Source organism: Teredinibacter sp. KSP-S5-2 (assembly GCF_032773895.1).
GTDB lineage: Bacteria > Pseudomonadota > Gammaproteobacteria > Pseudomonadales > Cellvibrionaceae.
In genome coordinates this window covers 480,675-500,474 of the sequence record NZ_CP120416.1, presented here as the reverse complement: position 1 = coordinate 500,474, position 19,800 = coordinate 480,675, and the positions used below count along the sequence as shown (strand labels likewise).

Here is a 19,800-nt window from a genome sequence, read left to right as displayed (position 1 = left end):
AGAACACGCACTATGGAACACTCAATTCCCAACCTAAGCCAATACAGCGGCCTTATTTTTGATTTAGATGGCACACTGGTGGACTCCTCTGCCGCAATCGCAGAAGTGTTTAGCCGCTGGTGCGAATCACACCTCCTCGACTTTGAAACCATTATTCAGGCATGTCGCGGCTCCCGCGTCAGCGATATCCTGCCGCAAATTGCCCCTCACCTGGATGCACAAAAAGAGTCGGATTTCATTGAAGCCGAGGAAGCAAAAACCAGCACCGGTTTGGTCGAAATCCCTGGCGCAAGCCAACTACTGCATCACTTACAAAACACCCATGCTAACTGGGCAATCGCAACATCATGCAGCTACCCGGTTGCCGATCTTCGTATGTCCGTTGTTGGACTTCCCAAACCCGAAATATTTGTCACCTCGGAAAAAATACTACACGGTAAACCCGACCCCGAACACTTTGTGACCACAGCCAGCTTTCTAGAGCTACCACCCTGGCGCTGCCTGGTATTTGAGGATTCAAACAACGGTGTCCGCGGCGCACTCGATGCAGGCTGCGATGTTGTGGTTGTCGGCAAACACGCAACCATTGAACATCCACGTATTCGGGCAAGAATCGATAACTACTTACCTGTGTTAAAACAACTGGGCATAGCGAGTTGTTGTTTTGACAAGGAGACAGAGTAATGGAAACAGGTGTAATTCAGTCAAAATATCGTAACGAAAAAGCGTGGGATTTTGCCGGCATTGTTATCGGCCTGCTTGGCTGTCTGGCACAACTAACACAAGTGATCAGTGAATGGCAGCGAGAAGATCCCAGTGGTTTATCCATTGGGTTTGTTTTTGGTTATTTGCTGGTATTTGGGTTTTGGTTGGCATACGGTGTATTTTTCAGAAGACCGGCCATCATCGTTACCAACGCCATCGCCTTAATACTGCAAACGTTTTTATTTGTTGCGGTGTTTTAAACATGCATCGCCATTAAAAACACAAAGTTCACTACGTAATTGACAACCTTTTTGCCACGGCAGAAAAGGTTATCGAACAAAAAACGAGGTCTATAAAAATCCAGATCGCACACAAGCTCATAGCAAACCCGGTACTATGAATGCGACCGTCGACAGCAGGGAAGCTGGCGACGAGCCTACATGGACGTATCCACGGCGTGTCGCGAGAATAGTAACGGGTTGGATACAAAAAGACGTTTTTCAAAAAACGTCAGTAAACCTGATGCCATAAACATCACCAAATTTTCGGTGCGCTCACAACACCAGGTTTATATCGACCAACACTTCTTATGGCGTCAATCCCAAACTCAAAGAATACGGCCCCTGCTGCGCCAAAGAAGAAAATCGAACCACAACCGTGTAAGTACCACTCACAGGCAAAGTAACAAGCTTACTATTATTGCCATATGTCCAATAAGAACCATCCGGCTTATACAAAAAAATCTGCCCATAACTGGAAACCGATTCACTCATAGAAAGTGAGGCAGTGAAACCACCAATACCAGAAAAAGTATAACTATCCATATCATACGTATCTAACGTAGCACTGCGCGTCTGCCCACTACTGATACTGCCTTTTTCAACAGCATCGCCACCACGAACATAATGCAACTCGTAATTACCATATTGCACTAACGAACTAAAGCGAATCGCAACCGTGTAACTTCCAGAGACAGGCAAAGTAACGTGAACGGCATTATTACCATATGTCCAATAAGAACCATCCGGCTTATACAAAAAAATCTGCCCATAACTGGAAACAGATTCATTCATAATTAAAGTAATGGTTTCTCCCGCATTACCACTAAACGTATAGCTATCCAAATCATAGGTAGATAAGCTCCCAGTATGGGTTGCACCACTGGTTAACGAACCCGAATCAACGCTGTCACCACCACGCATATAGCGAAGTGTGTAATCACCATTTTGCGTCAATGCCGAATAGCGAACCACAACCGAATAAATACCAGTCTCGGGTAAGGTCACATGAAGAGCATTATTGCCATACGTCCAATAAGAACCATCGGGTTTGTATAAAAAAATCTGCCCATAACTGGAAACAGTTTCGTCCATTAATAAAGTAATGGTTTCTCCCGCATTACCGGAAAACGTATAACTATCAAAATCATAAATGGCCAACGTAGCAGAATGATTTGTACCACTTATCAAGGAGCCTTTTTCCACTGCCTGTCCGCCACGATAAAAACGCAACAAATAATCACCGTTTTGAGTCAACGCAGAAAACCTGACTACCAAAGTATATGTGCCAGTTTCAGGCAAGGTAACGTGTAGGGCATTATTACCGTAAGTCCAATAGGAGCCATCTGGTTTATATAAATATATCTGCCCATAACTGGAAACATTTTCATCCAGGGTAAGCGTAATTGTTTCGCCGGTCACTCCATCAAAACGATAGCTGTCCATATCGTAACTCGTTAAAGAGTCGGAATAACTATGCGCACTCAATAACTCTCCATTTTCTACCACATCCCCGCCCAACACATAATGCAGGGAGTAGTCACCATTTTGAGCAAGTGCAGAATAACGAACCACAACGGTATAAATACCCGTGACAGGTAACGTAATATGCAACGCATTATTGCCATAAGTCCAATACGAACCATCGGGCCGATAGACATACATCTGCCCATAACTGGATACGGCTTCATCCAGAATTAACGTCGCAGTTTCTCCCGCAGCAGCAGAAAAAGTGTAACTATCCATATCCCATGTATCCAGGTGCCCGGTATGGACCGATCCGCTGGCTAGGCTTCCATTTTCGACACTGTCACCGCCTCTTTGGTAATGCAGTTGATAATTGCCATACTGTGCTGTGCTGGAAAACTTAACCACGACAGAATAGGTACCTGTACCTGGTAAGGTGACATGAAGTGCGTTATTGCCATAAGTCCAATAAGAACCATCCGGTTTATACAGCACTATTTGCCCGTAGCTGGAAACGGTTTCATCCATAATCAATGTGATTGTTTCACCACTGTTACCACTAAAGCTATGTAAATCCGTTGAACCGGCAGTCAGATATCCACTCACCGACCCACCGCTTGGGAGCGTCGCGGCAGTAACGTGACACGCTAATAGAAAAAAAACCGAAAAGAATAATATTTTGACTATTTCTTTTTTCATTGTTGCAAATCCTTTGTTAGTGAAAAACAGAAAACAAACGTTTTATCAAATTGTAAATATTTGTTTAATTTATTTTTAATAAAACGTAGAGATGTGATAGACAAGTGTAGACAGCCTTGGCCAACATGCAGCCAAGGTTAACAAGAAAATGCTTCTAATTAATGAAATGGCACAGTAATAATCCCCTGCCACATATTAACCGGAGATTAAATATGTGATTTCGTTTCGCCTAAATTCACGAAAATGAAATTTAGTCAAAAAAGTAGATTACGATGTCTACGGCAATTAAGATAATAATAATCCACTCAAGAAAGGCAGAATGTTTGTGATACTGCTGCTCAGCCAGCATGTCCAGCAATCGCTGGATTGTTTCCAGCTTTTTATTCATAATTTCTATTCTTGGCATTAAATCCAGATACTTCGCCATTCTGAGATAATCGGCTTCCAGTTCAGGGTAATCCCAAAAGAATTCCGGCGTATCCAACAAATTAAAGTGCAAAGTAATATCACTACTGGTATCAAATAACACCCCCCGCAGTTTTGCTAAGTCACGTCGATTTAGAGAAACCTTACCGGTTTCAGCTAATTGTTTGGAAATATAGGCATTTTCCTGAATTAACTGCAGAGCCTTTTCTTCAAAAAAACCTAATTTAGCAGACTGGGCAAAAGCATGACTCAGTCCCAAGCGGGTTAATGGTTCGTCGTTGGGGATGTCCAGAGAATCATGATGGATATTGAACGGTCGGGTAATGTCGATTGAATAAGCATACTGTTCCAGAACCGGACGAGATTCCGCACCTTCAATTATTGCATTAATTTCGTAACAAAATTGCTGACGGTCGTGCTCTTCCAGGTCCCAACCAACTAACACACCGTATTCAAACAACCAGATTTCACCCACCGGTTTTTTAATATAGTAGGCATCCCGGTAACGAACAGCCCCCATACCTAACACCAAATGTTGCTCGCACATATCAAGATTTAACTGTTTGCCAAGCAAAGCAATGGTAATGCGTTTCAAGTTTTTATTTATTTCAACCATGACAAATCTCGATATAAAAGAGAACGAACAAACATTTACCGGGCTTTGATGGCCACGGCTGTGCGTAATCGACTGCTACCAAAAGTGGACATACGATCAAAATCTTCTCGGGCAATTGGAATATGTTGCGCATCCAAAGCGAGTTGACGCTTTTCATCAAGATCCGGATCATGAACATATAAACACATGGCATCCATCCCGGTAATAACCACCCAGTGAGGCGCTTTTTTTCCGTCCAAACGGAACGTGCTGATTAACATTAATACCGCATATCCCTGGCTCAACCAGGATTCCACTTGATACTGCGTCACATCCTGATACGCAATGGCAATATCATTCAGCGCACATTGCTCAACAAATTGATTATGCACAACCGTCATGACTTTTTTCTTATTCTCGGCACGCACACCATCAATAAATAAAGGCTGATCGGTGTTTAGCCAAACACAGCTATCAAATGATCGTCTAGCGGCAGCCAAGGCCAATCCCAATGGATGACAACCACCGTGACCGGAAGTCATAAAAATCGTTGTCGCTTCCCGCCAGATATCCAGCTCCAACTCCTGTTCACAACGAAGGCTTTCATTCAAACTGGTCATCGCCATCATTAACGCCGCCGGGCCACAGGTAAACTCGGTGGTTTGTTGATACCAGGGAGTAAAACGATTGAAGTAAGAGGGTTCAACTTTGCGAATGGTTTTTTGCATTCGCAACGCATCGCTGTGGTCTTCGTAGTAATCCGAGTACTCACCAAAAATACGATAACCACAAAGCTCATATAGACGAATGGCTGCCCGGTTATTTTTTGCCACCTCAAGGCGCATATATAACCGTCCATTTTGCACAACAGTTTTCTCTAGCGAATTGAGTAAATTTTTTGCTATGCCCGAACCACGAGCATCGGGATGGACCGCCAGGGAATATAAACGCGCCAAACGTGTTCCTTTTTGACGCAGGCTTAAACCATAACCAAGAATTTGCAGACTACCTGCATCGCACTTTTTTTCTGCCACGAGCAGGTCGCTATGTGCAGCAAGAATATGACGTCGAAAACTGCGCTTACTTAAATGATCGCTTTGAAAGCACTCTTGCTCTAACTGAGCGAGTGCGCTTAAATCGTCTAAACCGGCTTCTCGAATAGAAATGTTATCCATCGTTTACCCCTGAGCAATGCTTACAAGGAACAGAAGCAAAGAAGCACATAATGATGAACACCGAAAGCGCCACTCGGAAATATGTTGGCGCACTCTAGCGCCCTCTCGATTCAAGACGTCGTAAAAACTCCGACATAATTTGCATGTACAACTCTTCACCCAAGTATTTATCTTCAACGCCGTGATCAATACTCGGGTTATCGTTGACTTCCAATACGTATGCCTTACCGTCGACCTCTTTAATATCAATACCATACAAGCCATTGCCCACCACCGCTGCCGCTTTTAAGGCAACCGATAGAACCTGTGACGGTACTTCAAAAGTCGGCAGCGCATCAAAGCCACCGGAGAAGTGTCGTTTTGAACCGTGGTTATATATTTGCCAATGGTTTCGCGCCATATAATAACGGCAGGCATACAAAGCTCGACCGTTCAATACACCAATACGCCAGTCGTAATCGGTGAAGACATATTCCTGTGCAAGTACCAACGCCGAATCATTCAGTAATTTTTCCATTACCTCGATCAACTGCTCCCGCGAGTTGACTTTAAATACCCCCTTGGAAAAAGACCCTTCTGGCATTTTCAAAATCAGGGGATAACCAAAGCTGGATTCCAATGCATCCAAAGAGGCAACACTGGCATTGTTCACAAATTGAGTACGTAAACTAGGCACCTTTTGATAATTAAACGCGTCATGTAAAAAAACTTTATTACAGCAGCGCAAAATAGAATCCGGATCGTCAATCACCACCAGTTCCTGCTCTTCTGCTTTACGTGCTAACCGATAAGTGTGATGGTCAATAAAGGTGGTTTCGCGAATAAACAACCCATCATACTGATTTAAATAAGGTAAGTCTGAAGCCGAAACGGTGTGGACACGTAAACCTAACTTTGCACCAGCTTTAACAAAACGCGAAATCGCTCCCTTGTTACTCGGCGGGACTTTTTCGTTCGCATCGGTAAGCAACGCGATATCCCAACGGTATTTTTTTTCGGAGGTGCGTTTACGCCAGCCTTTTCGGGAATGCTCCTGTAATACATTTAGGCAAAACGCTTGCTGCTCTTGGGTTAGCTCCGTCAAATTGCACTGTTGCACATGCACCCGAAAACCCTTTTCTTCTCGGATCAAACTCATGGTGAGTAACGGAGAAGGAAAATCCTGGAAGACCCTGCTCGCCAGTTTTCGGCAACGAGGTTCAATCACTTCCCCTAAACACAAAACATGCTGCTGGTTAAAATCTTCGTCCCGCAGTTCCTTGTCCAGGCAAGCATCATTGAACCACTGGCTCACACCGTCGGTACGTAAGGCGTTAATCACTTTCACGCTTGGCAATACGTCATGACGTCTCGCCTCAGCTAACAGAGAACAATAATAGCCATTACTTAAGTAACGCGTGGTGTTGCACAAATTAATCACACGGGATTTAGGTTCGTTGAGCTTTGGGTAGTCCCGTAGGTAAGCTTCGAAGCTTATTGCGCTTAATGGTTGTAACAACGACGACTCTTCATCGTCAACAACATACAAGGTGGTCAGCATAGATCAGTCCTTAAGGGGTGATGCTTGGGCACATCAGGAACTGACGGTTTGGGCTCCCCAAAAAAAAGGGTAAGTATGGTTTTGCTATTTACACCTTTTCAGAATAGCCAGCAAGTATTTTTTTGCCCAATTTTTTTATTAAACCCCCTTGGGGTAAAAAGAGCGATGGAAGGAAAACAAGGCATTTAAAACAGGACGAACGGCGTCACAAAATCAGGAAGGAACAACACGAACAAATCAGGCAAAGCCACTTACGTAAACTAGACGCAAGCGGCTTTAACCAAAGAGGGGGTTTAACTATCCGAAGAAGTCAGTAGAAAAGTTTGCGAAGGGTCAACCAACACTTTGCCCGCCATTCCCTGACGCCCAAGCAACATCAAGTAGCTCATATCCGAGCGGTCGGTTAACGTAATTTCGATTGGCCAGGATTTATCCCCCAACTGCAATAACGTTTTTATCACATAGCGCTCTTCCGAAACCCCATTGGAGGATTTCACACTACGCACATCAAATAACGCCGACTCACACTTAATCACATCCTCTACGTTATACGCATCGGGATGGATATCAAACCGAATCCAGGGTTTTCCTTTTTTGGAATATTTTTTAACGTGGTCGACATGTAAGGACGATGTTTTCGCCCCGGTATCTACCCGGACTTCCAGGTTGTGAATACCAATATCAGGAAGGCTGCACATTTCCAAACAACCAACAGTCAGTTTTTCCGTCATCGTTCACCATTCTCTATCTGTCATTAATTGTTCATGCATTTAGCAAATGATTGAGCTATGCATCAAAGGCAAAACTCACTTGTTCAACTATCGCGAGCCGTCAAAGGGGTCAAGCTTCTCCGGCAGTAAAATATCTTGCATGGTTTCGATATTGTCGACGATCTCTTGTTCCGCCTCGGTAAAATACGCAATGTGGAACATGGCGTCGCCTTTTTGTACCAGAGGAATATTTTGTTTACCAATAATAATGCCGGTGCGATTGGCACTGACACTGTCAAATACTTCACCGAAAGGATTACCAATCCTGGCTAACAAATCTCCTTGCTGTACCTGATCTCCCAAACCTTTTAAATCATTCACAATACCGCTGGCACTTGCACGAGTCCAACTACTGGTGTTGGCAATAAACGGTTTAACCGGGGATTTTCGGCTTGTCGATCGGGAACGCTTGGTCAGCATTCCCAAGTGAGTCAACACATTTTGGATACCGCGAACTCCGGCGCGAATAGATAACTCATCGAAACGAAGCGCCTGCCCTCCCTCATACATAAGTACCTTGGTTCCCAACTCCACTGCGGCCTCACGCAACGAGCCATCGCGGACACTTGCGTTCAGTAACACAGGCACACCAAATGCTTCTGCCAGTTCCAATGTTTCCTGATCAGATAAGTCCGCCCGAACTTGCGGTAAGTTGGAACGATGGATCGCACCAGTGTGTAAATCAATTCCATATTGGCAGTGCTGCACAATTTCCGACAAGAACTTGTGAGCAACAATTCCGGCCAGGGAACCTTTGGGCGAACCAGGGAAACAACGATTCAAATCACGCCGGTCTGGCATATAGCGGCTCTGACTAAGCACACCATACACATTGACCATAGGCACTAAAATCAGGCTGCCATGCGTAATACGCATTCGCTTCTGACTAATGATCCGTCGAAGAATCTCGATACCATTGAGTTCATCACCATGAACGGCAGCAGAAACAAATACCGTTGGACCTTCCTTTTTGCCGCGAATTACATGCACCGGCATGGAAATATCCGTATCTGTATAAAGCCGAACTACCGGCATTTCTATTTGGACCGTTCTTCCCGGCCCAATCGTCACACCACCGATTTCAAGGTTTGTCATTCAGGTCAGCCTTTACCTCGTGTACGGGTTTGATTGGGCTTGGCAAACTGTTCAATAAAACCGTATATCATGCCCGCAACATCTTTGTGGGTCGCGGTCTCAATTCCCTCAAGCCCTGGGGACGAGTTCACTTCCATCACCACTGGCCCATTACTTGAACGCAAAAGATCCACACCACACACATTGAGCCCCATCACTTTTGCCGCATTAACTGCTGTAGCACGCTCATCTTTCGTCAGTTTGGTTAAAGTAGCACTACCACCGCGGTGTAAATTAGAACGAAACTCCCCTTCTGCGGCCTGACGTTTCATTGCCGCCACCACTTTATTACCAACAACCAGGCAACGGATGTCTGCCCCGCCGGCTTCTTTAATGTATTCCTGCACAAGAATGTTGGCTTTTAAGCCCATGAAGGCCTCAACGATACTTTCAGCGGCTTTATTGGTTTCCGCCAACACCACACCAATACCCTGAGTACCCTCCAGCAGCTTTATCACAACCGGTGCGCCGCCCACATTTTTTATCAAGTCTTTAATATTATCCGGCTTATTCGCAAAGCCCGTTCTCGGCAAACCAATATCTTTACGAGACAACAATTGCAACGACCGGAGCTTATCCCGAGAACGACTAATGGCCACGGATTCATTTACGCAAAACGTGCCCATCATTTCAAACTGCCGAACCACCGCTGTACCATAAAAAGTAATGGATGCACCGATGCGTGGAATAACCGCATCGTAATGCGGGAGCTGCAAGCCTTTGTATCGCACAGACGGACGACTGCGCGTGATATCCATATAGCAATGCAGCGTATCAATGACATCCACCTCGTGTCCCCGCGCCTCCCCCGCTTCTTTTAATCGGCGTGTGGAATACAAGTTCTCGTTTCTCGATAAAATCGCAATCTTCATTTTTACTTCCAAAAATCAGGGAATACATTTAGTGCGTATGCGCTCTCAACAAGGGTCATTCCTATAGTGTAGACACCTAGGTAAGAATGATGGCTCCTGCACCTAAAAACACAACAAACCCGACAATGTCTGTCACAGTAGTCAGTACCACGGATCCAGATAACGCCGGGTCAATTTCAAATTTATCCAATAACGAGGGAATCAAAACCCCCGAAACAACGGCGATGACAATATTGACCAAAATCGCGAGCGCAATAGTAAAGCCAAGCATCATATCCGCAAACCAGAGATTGACACTAATGCCAATTATTAGTGCCCATAACACACCATTTACAATGCCGACACGCAACTCCTTATGCAACACCATTCTTCGGTTACCGTCAGTTATCTTACCCAGCGCCAAAGCACGAACAATCACTGTCAGGGTCTGACTGCCGGAAATGCCTCCCATTGAAGCCACAATGGGCATTAAGATCGCCAGAGCCACCACCTGTTGCAACGTCGCCTCAAACAGGCCGATACACCACGATGCCAGGAACGCGGTCAACAGATTGATCCCCAGCCACAGTGCGCGGTTTTTACTACTGCGCCAAACCGGGGCGAACAAGTCTTCGTCTTCCGCCAGACCACCGGCAACAGAAATCTGTTGCTCGGCCATTTCTTCACGGTGCTCAAACGCCGTGGTTAATAACATACGCCCGAGAATACTTCCGTCACTCTCCACCACCGGCAATACCATTCGATTAGATTGAATCACTTCATCCGCAACCTGATCCATGTCGTCTTCAGCATGAATCACATTTTCAACTTCTGTTGCGATGTCCGCGAGTTTCATATTGGGTTCGGCAGAGAGTAAATCCGCAATTGCCACTTCCCCGATTAAACGATTCTGTCGGTCAGACAAATAAATGCTCTCAACATAGGCATACCTTGAGCGTTTCAGTAACTTAACCGCACTCATGACTTTGAGGTTGTGATAAACAATAGGAAACTCAAAGTTAACCCAATGCCCAGCCATTTCCGCCGAGTACTTTGACGCCCGCTCAAATCGCTCTCGCTCGACAGAGTCCAGTTTCTTGTAGGCTTCGTTTAAAAAATGATCTGGCAACTCCTCTGCCAACTCAAGTAAGGCTTCAGCATCAAAGGTGTTTAATAAGCCTTCGATCTCCGCCATATCCAGTTGCGTAATCAAGGAACGCCTGGACTCTTCCTGCATCGCCAAAAAGATAGGGTTCTGCAACTCCACCGATAACTGCTGGAAAACAAATTTCCGTGGCAGTGAAGGCATGGATTCCAATAACAACGCTAACTGTTCTGGAGCAAGAAGATTAATGGCTTCGTCAATCAAATAAACAAATGCCGGCGGCCCAAAAACCTCGTCAGAGTACTTGTCGAAGTCCTCTACGGTATCAGTAATCTTGGCGACTAATTCACTGAAATCTTCAAAAGACATATATGTGCTCACTAAACCCGGTTAACACGCATGGCGCGATACGCTGTATACGATAAAGTCTAGGCAAATGATATGCATATTTAAGCGTTCCTTATAGTAGGCAAAGTTATTTCAGTGAAATAGATGCCAAAGCAAACGGGATAACTTACCTATTAACGGCTTGATCGTTACGGTTATATTAATTCCAATCAGTTTATTTATGTGTCAAAAATTTACAAATGGCATTTGTTGAACCACACTTTTCTCTAGACGTCACATCCAGACCAGAAAAGCTGTATCCCCTCCCATGCCAAATACCCTAGATCAAACATATTCCCAGGAGCGCTTAAAACTGGTTCTGGATAGTACTCGACTGGGCATGTGGGACTGGAACCCGCAAACTAACGAAGTGTTGTTTGATCAGAACTGGGCCACCATGCTCGGCGTCACCGTGGACGACCTGACCATGACCCTAGACGACTGGTCATCGAGAGTCCATCCAGACGATATGGAAAAATGCTTTCAGGATATTCAGGCACACCTTACGGGAGAAACCGACTTTTACGAAAACCTGCACAGGATGAGACACGCAGACGGACATTGGGTATACATTCTTGACCGGGGAAGAGTGGTCGAGCACGATGAAAACGGCAACCCGGTTCGTTTCACCGGAACTCACGCCGATGTTACACCATTGAAAAATGCAGAATTTCAGGCCTCTCTGGCGGTGAAATCCAAAGAGCGTTTTTTCTCTGCCATGTCCCACGAGTTACGCGCACCACTTCATGCCATGCTGGGCATAGTCGAACAAGTGCAAAAGCAACTCACCGAACCCAACCTGAAACACAAACTGCATACAGTGCAGGATTCAGGTCGACATTTAATGCTGCTAATAAAGGACATATTAGACTCCGCCCAACTTCAGCAAAACGCCATTACGCTTCGTCCGGAAACGTTTAACCTCGGCGAAGTGATAAAGTCCATCCAAAATCTATTTGAATTCCGCGCAACCGAAAAGGACATTCAACTCACAACAGAGATATCGCCAACGGAAACGGCCTTATTTATTGAAACAGACCAATCACGTCTTTCTCAAATACTGATCAACCTGGTATCCAATGCCATTAAATATACCGACGCTGGCCAGGTATGTGTAAGAGTGACGGAAGATGACAGCAATTTAATTGTTTCTGTTAAAGATACCGGTAGAGGTATTGAAAACATCGATGCCATCTTCCAACCGTTTTTTACCAAGGATTTTCAGGATCGACTCGACGACGCCCACTCAACGGGGTTAGGGTTAACCATAACCAAAGAATTAATCGAAATTATGGGGCTGAAGCTCAATGTCAAATCAACATTGGGTGAAGGTTCGGTATTCAGCCTATACATTCCCGCGCGCTTCAGACGCGACGCAGAAAAAACACACAAAAATGCTCACGCCGAAGAAATTGATATTCAGCATTGGCCAAATGCATCCGTTCTGGTGGTCGACGATACACCGGTAAATACCGAGCTGGTTAGCATGATGCTGGAGGAAACACCGCTTAACGTCGAAACCGCGGCTAATGCAAAAGACGCATTGGCAAAACTTGATCAACAAACTTTTGATATCGTGGTCTCCGATTTACACATGCCGGAATGCGGAGGATTGGCACTCAGTAAACAGATTCGCTCAAACGCTCAGTACCAACAACCGGTGATTATTATTGCATCTGCGGATGCCTATAACGATATCTGGGCATACTGCGAAAAAGCCGGAGTAAATGACTACTTGGAAAAACCTTTTGATGAAAACCAACTACTGAATATGATTCACAAACATCTACATAAATAAACTTAGTCCTTCTCCATCATCCCTGGCACATCAAACACATTTCAACAAACAATATTCATTAAATCTAATACGTTCTCATGTATTGTATTTTGCATGCACAAAAACAAATCGTGGAGCTATAAACAACTAATTGCGTAACCGACAAATTATGAATCAGATAGTCATTCAAGTTTACATAACGACACCATAAATATTTATTCAAATAAACACACATAAAACCATTAAACATCGAGCTTTTACAACTTAATCAAGACGATACTTAAGCCATCAACTACTCTCGATTTTTATTCCATCCAAACTACCGATTACACAATCCTGAACTACAATCTCTACATCATTTATTTACTGACAAAAAATAAAAACAAACATTTTTAATGGCATTAAAAACAACAACCAAAAATAGAACGAAAAAACCATATCGTATGGGAGTTGAACATGGACAAAGCAAAAATCAAACTGGCGTTTTTATCTACATTATTTTGTCTCGCATTCTCACCGGCACTATTCGCCAATACCGTCCCCGTAAATCCGGAAAATAAATTTCCAGTTGTTAATGTTCAAAAAATAGTAAACAACCTGCCCCAAGGTGAAAGATGGATAACTCATCTAAAAGATGATTTACTAAAATTTTGGGATCAGGAAGCCGCACTCGGTACGCCGTTAGGAAATTTTCCAACATACCGATGTAATGACGGTTCGCTATATCAACCCAGTGCACCTTGCCCAGAATTAAAGAATGCCGACCCTGGTATTGTAAAACTTGACCGGGATTATGTTCGCGCCAAGAGCCGCCAGGTATTTGCCTACGGAATCGCGTACCACTTAACCGGCGAAGAAAAATACCTGCATTACGCCGTAGCCGGTGGCGAATGGATAATCAACAATGCAGTAGACAACTATGGCGCAGCAAGTTGGTTCACCAGCGGCAAAGCAGAACCGGAAAATTTACAACGCACCAGTCAGGACATGGCTTATGCGGTTTCCGGCATCGCCTTTCTCTATTACCTGACCCGCGACCAACGGTTTTTAGACCATGCAGTGGCCATTAAAAACCATATCTTCTCAACTTATTTTGATGAAGGCTGGAACCTGCTGCGTTGGGTAAGGGAAGCGAATCAGGATGGTGACTCACCAAAACAAAAAGAACTGGTTTCTCAGTTGGATCAAATCTATGGCTACATGTTATGGACAACCATGGCTCTCCCGGAAGGAGAACTAAAACAACAATGGCTGAACGACCTGAACATGATCGCACATCAAATGCGCAACCAGTTCTTCGGCGAAACCTACGGCCTCTATTGGGGTGCCATCACCTCCATGGAGCAACGCAATATTGTTGACTATAAAGGCAAAGAAAACCCCCATACCGATTTTGGCCATTCAATAAAAACCCTTTGGTTGACCTATCGCGTGGGCATACTCACTGGCGATATGGGACTGGTTAATTTTGCCCGTCCTCATATGTATACCATTATCGACCGTGCATATATTAAAAAAACCGGCTCTTGGGCGAGAGGGTTTAAAGCAAAATCGGAAGGCAGTAAAACCTGGGTTCTAGATCAAAACAAGGAATGGTGGAGCCTGGCAGAGCTGGATCAAACATCGGCCACCTTAGCCTTAGTCGACCCCGTATTTGCCCGTCGCTTATCCCGCACCTACGATTACTGGTTTACCTACATGGTTGACCATGAGCATGGCGGCGTTTGGCATATGGTGAATGCCGACGATAACAAACCCGATTTAAGTATGCCCAAACAACATTCCTGGAAAAATGCGTTCCATACATTCGAACACGCACTCATCGGGTACTTAACCGCGCAACAGCTTCACGATCAACCGGTCGCATTGCATTACGCTTTTGCACAGGACATACCCAATACAGAAATTCACCCTTACTTATATCAGGCAAGAGTGCAAAGCAAGAGACAGTTAAAGTCCATGTTCAAATACGACAATATAAAACAATACAGTCGAGTGAACGTAACCTTTACAGACCTTCATTAATTACACGGCTTAATGATGTTTAGCCATCAAGACAAGGGGACAACTATGAACAGTAATCGACCGAATACTCTTCATACTTATCGGTGGCTAAACATCTTTTTCATCTTTGCTAGCTGCTTCTTACTTAGTGCATCACTTTTCACCCAAGCCAAACCGTTCGAGCGTCCTGCGGTTATGTCCGAGCTGTTAATCTCAGACTGGGATGCCTTTAAAGCACAATTAACCCAGGCAAAAAATATCGGTGTCACATCCGTCAGCACAGACGTCTGGTGGGGCAAAGTAGAAGGTGCCGCCGATCAGAACTTTGACTGGGGCTATTACGATAGAGTCAGTACCGAAATTATCAACGCGGGATTAAAGTGGGTTCCGATTCTTTCTTTCCATAAATGTGGCGGTAATGTAGGCGACACATGCGACATCCCTATTCCACCCTGGATTTGGCAAAAACTCTCACCCAACAACCCCGACGGCCTAAAATATAAAAGCGAAAAAAATAATTTCTCGGATGAAGTTATTGCCCTTTGGTCCGACGGCAAAGCCCGATCGCAATATTTAGAATTTATCCAGGCCTTTTCTCAACGTTATGCCGATAAAGCATCACACATTACCGAAATCAATATCAGCGCCGGCCCGGCAGGTGAACTACGCTACCCATCGTATAACGCGCATGACAACTGGGTGTATCCCGGTCGCGGCTATTTACAATCCTACAGCAACAATGCAATTGAGGACTTTCAACAATACGCCCGACAAAAATACACAACGCTGGATAATGTGAATCAAGCTTGGGGAAGTGCGCTAACCGATTGGCAACAAATACGACCACCCACTGACGACGGTGGCGCTGACGGCTTTTTTAATCGACAGGATTATTTAACAAGCCAATATGGCCTGGACTTAATCGCCTGGTACAACCAAGCCTTGATCGACCACGGTCAGTTTATGCTGGAACTGGCAAATAGTGCACTAAGCGACGCGTACCGCAACGTTACTCTCGGGATCAAAATTCCCGGAGTACACTGGCTTATTGGTTCACCATCTTTACCACGCGTGGCAGAAGTGACTGCGGGCCTTATTCCCACCAATATCGATATCAATTCCGACAATAGCGCGCATGGTTACGCCAACATCATGGCCATGATAAATAACGTCATCCAAGTCACCCAAAGAAATATTGTGCTGCATTTTACCTGCCTGGAAATGAGTAACGACAACGTTGCACCACAATATTCACTGGCACAAGACCTGGTGTTTTGGGTCGGTAACGGCGCAGGCGCGCGCAATATCGAAATTATGGGAGAAAATGCATTAAGTGGCGGCGTGACCAATGATAGTGGTTGGAACAATATTGATAACGCAATCCGCTGGAGCGCATACAAAGGCTTAACCGTATTACGTATTACCGATTTATCCAACAACAATAATTTGGGTTTTAATCGCTATCAAAAGTTGATTGCCGACCCAAGCCTGAAATAAACACCTATTAATCAGTACGAGGCACACCTATGAACCAGTCACTCGCAGGAAAAAAAGTCGCCCTATTATTGGAAACCGAATACATCTACGATGAACTGGTGTATTACAAACAACAGGTTGAAGCCTTAGGCGGCGAGTTGCATGTAATGTCTTACTTATGGGGCGAGCCCAGCAAAACCTTTGTTAATGATTGCGATCGGGCGGATTTACCCATTACACAAATGTATGCCACAGAAGTGGATCGTTGTGTAACACAACACAATGCTAATGATTACGATATTGTACTGTGCGCAGCAAATTACGTTGCAGTGCGTTTACGGGAAATTCCACCTATGGGGTCAGTAGCATCTCCCGCTCTGGTGAATACCGCGCCTGCCGTTCAGTTCTTTGCCGACGCCATGGCTAACCCGAATATTGTCAAAGGTGCGCTGTGCCATGCGCTTTGGATCTTGACCCCCAATCCGCAGTTGCTTAAAGATCGTAATGTGATTTGTCATACCGTGGTGATGGCAGACATTATTAATGCCGGGGCGAATTACATCGACACCGGAGAGCATGTTGTGGTGGATAAAGATTTGGTCACCGGTCGGTCGTTTGCGGATGTAGAGCAGTATTGGTCAGCCATTGTCGATGTTGCAGGAAAAATTAATAAGACTTAATTAGCCGTTCAATATGCTTTCAAAAAGCGTCAATTCAGGGAAGAATTGGCGGAACAATACAACCTATGTTAAGCGTTCAGCCAATCTATGGAGATGAATTATTGTCGGAATCAGAATTACGTTGCATGTTAGCCTTCTCTAGTACACTATTCAGTTTATTAGAAATGTATCTAGCCTCTTCTGACAACTTGATTAGCGTTTCTCTTTCCAAATGCAGGTAGCGATTTTCAGCCTCTAGGTCAATTTTAGCTTCCTTCGCCAGGGAGTTTTTTTCTTCTAGAGACTCGAATACTTGTCTAGCGACGAAATACTCTAGCCCTATTTCGTTGAGGTTTATCGCAGCAATCACCTCGAGCCTACCCTCTTCCACCAGTTTTTTTATAAGATTTTGCGCCACAGGATCACCATCGAACGCTTCAACATATCTCTTCGCATCATTTCTGAGCTTACCCTCGACGGTATCAATATCGTAAGAAACCGATTCAACAGAAACTAATAAAATTAGAAAAATAATAATTCTCATAATTTAAATAACTCGCAATGAAAAGCCCTATCATTTAGATGCTAAGAGTATTTTTTGTACGCGCGATATCCAATATATTGCATGGGGATATAAGCAAAGATAAGAAGCCAAACCACCATTGTAGGACCAGACATAAAACCCACCCACGTAACAATAGAGAATGGAACAAGCCCGATTGTAGAAAGTATCTTAAGATTCATGGCTTGTGTATTTTCGGATGTGCGGCTTGCGACCCAACCAGAAGCAACGCTTAATATTACGGCAGCAATTGTGCTCAAAGCCTCATAAACAGATAGGAAACTAAAAAACGGAGATACCGCCCACTTTTGAATGAAGCTAATTATAAATAAGACAAGCGCCCAGATCAGCGTAGGTGCAGCAAATGCCCGGCCTAATGCTGCAGGGCTTTGAGGCACTTTCCCTTTAAATGCAAAAAAGTAATAGCTATAAACGATATATACTGCTCCAAGAGCAAATACTAAATTAACTATAAATTCCATTCTTGGATCTCAATTTAAATTGATGCTTAACAACTCAAACACCGACGTGGTGATTTTCTTTACTAAGGCTTTGCCCTTTTTCTATACCCCTGTTTAAAAATTGCAATCCCGCTGGCAATACCCATAATTGCCATATACAGCTCATCACTCTCCTCTAAAGAAATAAACAATATCAATAGACCCATGGACAGCCAGAATAATCCCACTGCCATCATAGCTATAGAAGATGGCTTAGTTGACTTACCAAAAATTGCTCTAACCAGGGACCATAATCCAAGCAAGAAAAGCACATAAAAAAAGGAAAACTGCCAAAAACCACTTTCACCCTTTATAAACAGAGCAATACCAAAATATGAGATAGCACCAGTTAATGCACATATAATCAGGCCAAGAACTATAGTAGCTATACGCTCCCTTTTCGTCGGAAGCCTATCAATGTTCCAATTGAAGCGTAATCTCATAGCAGCCTTAATATCTCAAACTGTGGAGCAAAGTATTCAGCAGCCTTGATTTGTTATGTTCCATCTTCAACAAACTTTTCTGTCATAACTCTCAAAGACGTCATGCTATACTCTCCGTCTTGCACTACCACACCTGCACGCAACTCCACAATAGCATTGCTGTATTTTACTTTATATCCAAAGTAAAATATTTCATCAATTGTATTATAGCCTTCTACAGTCCCACCTTTAATTAGCTGAGCTCCAACAATTTCTGGTTCGCCGATATATCTTTTTTTGTATTTCTCCAAAACGAGAACCATATCTTCCTGAGTGATTTTTTCAAAGGCCTTTTCGTGAAATAATTCTATCAGGGCACTATTTGGCTTTGCATAAAGGCTGCTGATAAAAGTCAGAGCCACAGCATTTGCTTTGTCTTGGTTATTTAGAGCAGCCCCAGATCTAAAAGCAAGAAAGATTAGAACCCCTAATATAACAAGTACACCACCACCCAAAGTTAACATTAAATACTTAATTGCTTTCTTCATACCTGTTCCCGAACATTCTCTTCTCTATCAATGCATTACTGATCTGTGCTTGACGCTGCCCCTCGAAATGAACCTCTGGAGCAAATTGATAGGCGGACGCGCCCACCTATTCCTGCCAACCAATTCATAATTCAAAATTAATTCCTACTCAATTTATAGCGCTGCGTGGACAACTGTCTGCCACAAACATTGAGTACCAACCCGATACATGGTCGGCCCCCGCAACGAGCGAGGTCGTGTATTGCGACAATAGCAGACGAGCGTAACAGGTCGATACCCAGGGGATACAAAACTAATTATTTGTTGTTCTCGTTATTTTACTAAAGAAAATCTTACAAAATAACATGTACCGCACTCAGCTTTCTCATTTTGAACACATCGTTATAGCTTTACTAGCTAAGCTCGACTTTACGCCCGTCTGGATCAGTTATTACATAGATAGCAGAACCAGCATACACATAAGTACTTGCTACTATTACTTGCTCTAATACAGACTCTAAATTATCTACCTTAAAACCTAGACGAATATTTTCCTGCAGAGCTTCCCCTTTGTTTGGATAAAGCTCTAAAATCATACCATCAATTTCACACGAATAATGTCTAGGCCCATCACCATGCTTTTCTTCAATGAAAGATAAGCCAAGCTTTGAGTAGAAGTCTCTACTTAATTCAATATTCGTGCATCGTAAGACTAGCAATGAAATATTCACTTTTTCTCCA

At 44.0% G+C, this 19,800-nt stretch carries 19 protein-coding genes; 6 read left to right on the top strand and 13 right to left on the bottom strand.

The window, feature by feature from the left end:
• Positions 1 to 12: 12 nt before the first annotated feature.
• A complete protein-coding gene (locus P5V12_RS02350) occupies positions 13 to 684 on the top strand; it encodes an HAD-IA family hydrolase (RefSeq protein WP_316955626.1) in 672 nt (223 codons plus the stop codon).
• Positions 684 to 965, top strand: a complete 282-nt coding sequence (locus P5V12_RS02345) for a hypothetical protein (protein ID WP_316955625.1) — start codon at positions 684 to 686, stop codon at positions 963 to 965. Before P5V12_RS02350 ends, P5V12_RS02345 begins: the two co-directional genes overlap by 1 nt.
• A 327-nt stretch (positions 966 to 1,292) precedes the next feature.
• Here P5V12_RS02345 and P5V12_RS02340 read toward each other — a convergent pair whose 3' ends face one another.
• From P5V12_RS02340 to P5V12_RS02305, 8 genes are all read right to left on the bottom strand, one after another.
• Positions 1,293 to 3,149 carry a hypothetical protein gene (locus tag P5V12_RS02340; RefSeq protein WP_316955624.1) on the bottom strand — a complete coding sequence of 619 codons (1,857 nt, stop codon included), beginning with the start codon at positions 3,147 to 3,149 and terminating at the stop codon, positions 1,293 to 1,295.
• Between the two features lie 250 nt (positions 3,150 to 3,399).
• The gene (locus P5V12_RS02335) at positions 3,400 to 4,191 is read right to left on the bottom strand and encodes an RMD1 family protein (RefSeq protein ID WP_316955623.1); all 792 of its coding nucleotides are present in this window, start codon (positions 4,189 to 4,191) and stop codon (positions 3,400 to 3,402) included.
• A 35-nt stretch (positions 4,192 to 4,226) separates the two neighbouring features.
• A complete protein-coding gene (locus P5V12_RS02330) occupies positions 4,227 to 5,345 on the bottom strand; it encodes a GNAT family N-acetyltransferase/peptidase C39 family protein (RefSeq protein ID WP_316955622.1) in 1,119 nt (372 codons plus the stop codon).
• Between the two features lie 94 nt (positions 5,346 to 5,439).
• Complete coding sequence (locus P5V12_RS02325; RefSeq protein WP_316955621.1) at positions 5,440 to 6,885, bottom strand: RimK family protein; 1,446 nt, start codon at positions 6,883 to 6,885, stop codon at positions 5,440 to 5,442.
• A gap of 293 nt (positions 6,886 to 7,178) precedes the next feature.
• Positions 7,179 to 7,616, bottom strand: coding sequence for an ATP-dependent zinc protease (locus P5V12_RS02320; RefSeq protein WP_316955620.1), 438 nt, complete (start codon positions 7,614 to 7,616; stop codon positions 7,179 to 7,181).
• Positions 7,617 to 7,703: 87 nt separating this feature from the next.
• Positions 7,704 to 8,750: a succinylglutamate desuccinylase/aspartoacylase family protein gene (locus P5V12_RS02315; RefSeq protein WP_316955619.1), complete on the bottom strand. Its 1,047-nt coding sequence runs from the start codon at positions 8,748 to 8,750 to the stop codon at positions 7,704 to 7,706.
• 5 nt (positions 8,751 to 8,755) lie between these two features.
• On the bottom strand, positions 8,756 to 9,661 hold the full coding sequence (rimK, locus tag P5V12_RS02310; protein ID WP_316955618.1) for a 30S ribosomal protein S6--L-glutamate ligase: 906 nt from the start codon (positions 9,659 to 9,661) through the stop codon (positions 8,756 to 8,758).
• Positions 9,662 to 9,737: 76 nt separating this feature from the next.
• Complete coding sequence (locus P5V12_RS02305; protein WP_316955617.1) at positions 9,738 to 11,114, bottom strand: magnesium transporter; 1,377 nt, start codon at positions 11,112 to 11,114, stop codon at positions 9,738 to 9,740.
• Positions 11,115 to 11,400: 286 nt separating this feature from the next.
• Here P5V12_RS02305 and P5V12_RS02300 point away from each other — a divergent pair, with 286 nt between their 5' ends.
• From P5V12_RS02300 to P5V12_RS02285, 4 genes are all read left to right on the top strand, one after another.
• Positions 11,401 to 12,930, top strand: a complete 1,530-nt coding sequence (locus P5V12_RS02300) for a response regulator (protein ID WP_316955616.1) — start codon at positions 11,401 to 11,403, stop codon at positions 12,928 to 12,930.
• 435 nt (positions 12,931 to 13,365) lie between these two features.
• Complete coding sequence (locus P5V12_RS02295) at positions 13,366 to 14,934, top strand: hypothetical protein (RefSeq protein WP_316955615.1); 1,569 nt, start codon at positions 13,366 to 13,368, stop codon at positions 14,932 to 14,934.
• 45 nt (positions 14,935 to 14,979) lie between these two features.
• Positions 14,980 to 16,410, top strand: coding sequence for a family 14 glycosylhydrolase (locus P5V12_RS02290; protein WP_316955614.1), 1,431 nt, complete (start codon positions 14,980 to 14,982; stop codon positions 16,408 to 16,410).
• A 29-nt stretch (positions 16,411 to 16,439) separates the two neighbouring features.
• Entirely contained in the window at positions 16,440 to 17,069 is a 630-nt protein-coding gene (locus P5V12_RS02285; protein WP_316955613.1) for a DJ-1/PfpI family protein, read from the top strand.
• 85 nt (positions 17,070 to 17,154) lie between these two features.
• Here P5V12_RS02285 and P5V12_RS02280 read toward each other — a convergent pair whose 3' ends face one another.
• From P5V12_RS02280 to P5V12_RS02260, 5 genes are all read right to left on the bottom strand, one after another.
• Positions 17,155 to 17,592: a hypothetical protein gene (locus tag P5V12_RS02280; RefSeq protein WP_316955612.1), complete on the bottom strand. Its 438-nt coding sequence runs from the start codon at positions 17,590 to 17,592 to the stop codon at positions 17,155 to 17,157.
• Between the two features lie 41 nt (positions 17,593 to 17,633).
• The gene (locus tag P5V12_RS02275; RefSeq protein ID WP_316955611.1) at positions 17,634 to 18,092 is read right to left on the bottom strand and encodes a hypothetical protein; all 459 of its coding nucleotides are present in this window, start codon (positions 18,090 to 18,092) and stop codon (positions 17,634 to 17,636) included.
• 62 nt (positions 18,093 to 18,154) lie between these two features.
• Entirely contained in the window at positions 18,155 to 18,553 is a 399-nt protein-coding gene (locus P5V12_RS02270; protein WP_316955610.1) for a hypothetical protein, read from the bottom strand.
• Between the two features lie 53 nt (positions 18,554 to 18,606).
• A complete protein-coding gene (locus P5V12_RS02265) occupies positions 18,607 to 19,080 on the bottom strand; it encodes a hypothetical protein (protein ID WP_316955609.1) in 474 nt (157 codons plus the stop codon).
• A 392-nt stretch (positions 19,081 to 19,472) separates the two neighbouring features.
• Entirely contained in the window at positions 19,473 to 19,790 is a 318-nt protein-coding gene (locus P5V12_RS02260; protein WP_316955608.1) for a VOC family protein, read from the bottom strand.
• Positions 19,791 to 19,800 lie beyond the last annotated feature (10 nt).

What these genes read in the sequence shown, in the direction of transcription:
- P5V12_RS02275 (WP_316955611.1), bottom strand. Translation starts at nt 18,092, where the DNA reads ATGGAATTTATAGTTAATTTAGTATTTGCTCTTGGAGCAGTATATATC.
- P5V12_RS02335 (WP_316955623.1), bottom strand. Translation starts at nt 4,191, where the DNA reads ATGGTTGAAATAAATAAAAACTTGAAACGCATTACCATTGCTTTGCTT.
- P5V12_RS02325 (WP_316955621.1), bottom strand. Translation starts at nt 6,885, where the DNA reads ATGCTGACCACCTTGTATGTTGTTGACGATGAAGAGTCGTCGTTGTTA.
- P5V12_RS02295 (WP_316955615.1), top strand. Translation starts at nt 13,366, where the DNA reads ATGGACAAAGCAAAAATCAAACTGGCGTTTTTATCTACATTATTTTGT.
- P5V12_RS02300 (WP_316955616.1), top strand. Translation starts at nt 11,401, where the DNA reads ATGCCAAATACCCTAGATCAAACATATTCCCAGGAGCGCTTAAAACTG.
- P5V12_RS02270 (WP_316955610.1), bottom strand. Translation starts at nt 18,553, where the DNA reads ATGAGATTACGCTTCAATTGGAACATTGATAGGCTTCCGACGAAAAGG.
- P5V12_RS02330 (WP_316955622.1), bottom strand. Translation starts at nt 5,345, where the DNA reads ATGGATAACATTTCTATTCGAGAAGCCGGTTTAGACGATTTAAGCGCA.
- P5V12_RS02340 (WP_316955624.1), bottom strand. Translation starts at nt 3,149, where the DNA reads ATGAAAAAAGAAATAGTCAAAATATTATTCTTTTCGGTTTTTTTTCTA.
- P5V12_RS02320 (WP_316955620.1), bottom strand. Translation starts at nt 7,616, where the DNA reads ATGACGGAAAAACTGACTGTTGGTTGTTTGGAAATGTGCAGCCTTCCT.
- P5V12_RS02285 (WP_316955613.1), top strand. Translation starts at nt 16,440, where the DNA reads ATGAACCAGTCACTCGCAGGAAAAAAAGTCGCCCTATTATTGGAAACC.
- P5V12_RS02265 (WP_316955609.1), bottom strand. Translation starts at nt 19,080, where the DNA reads ATGAAGAAAGCAATTAAGTATTTAATGTTAACTTTGGGTGGTGGTGTA.
- P5V12_RS02315 (WP_316955619.1), bottom strand. Translation starts at nt 8,750, where the DNA reads ATGACAAACCTTGAAATCGGTGGTGTGACGATTGGGCCGGGAAGAACG.
- P5V12_RS02280 (WP_316955612.1), bottom strand. Translation starts at nt 17,592, where the DNA reads ATGAGAATTATTATTTTTCTAATTTTATTAGTTTCTGTTGAATCGGTT.
- P5V12_RS02305 (WP_316955617.1), bottom strand. Translation starts at nt 11,114, where the DNA reads ATGTCTTTTGAAGATTTCAGTGAATTAGTCGCCAAGATTACTGATACC.
- P5V12_RS02350 (WP_316955626.1), top strand. Translation starts at nt 13, where the DNA reads ATGGAACACTCAATTCCCAACCTAAGCCAATACAGCGGCCTTATTTTT.
- P5V12_RS02290 (WP_316955614.1), top strand. Translation starts at nt 14,980, where the DNA reads ATGAACAGTAATCGACCGAATACTCTTCATACTTATCGGTGGCTAAAC.
- P5V12_RS02345 (WP_316955625.1), top strand. Translation starts at nt 684, where the DNA reads ATGGAAACAGGTGTAATTCAGTCAAAATATCGTAACGAAAAAGCGTGG.
- rimK (WP_316955618.1), bottom strand. Translation starts at nt 9,661, where the DNA reads ATGAAGATTGCGATTTTATCGAGAAACGAGAACTTGTATTCCACACGC.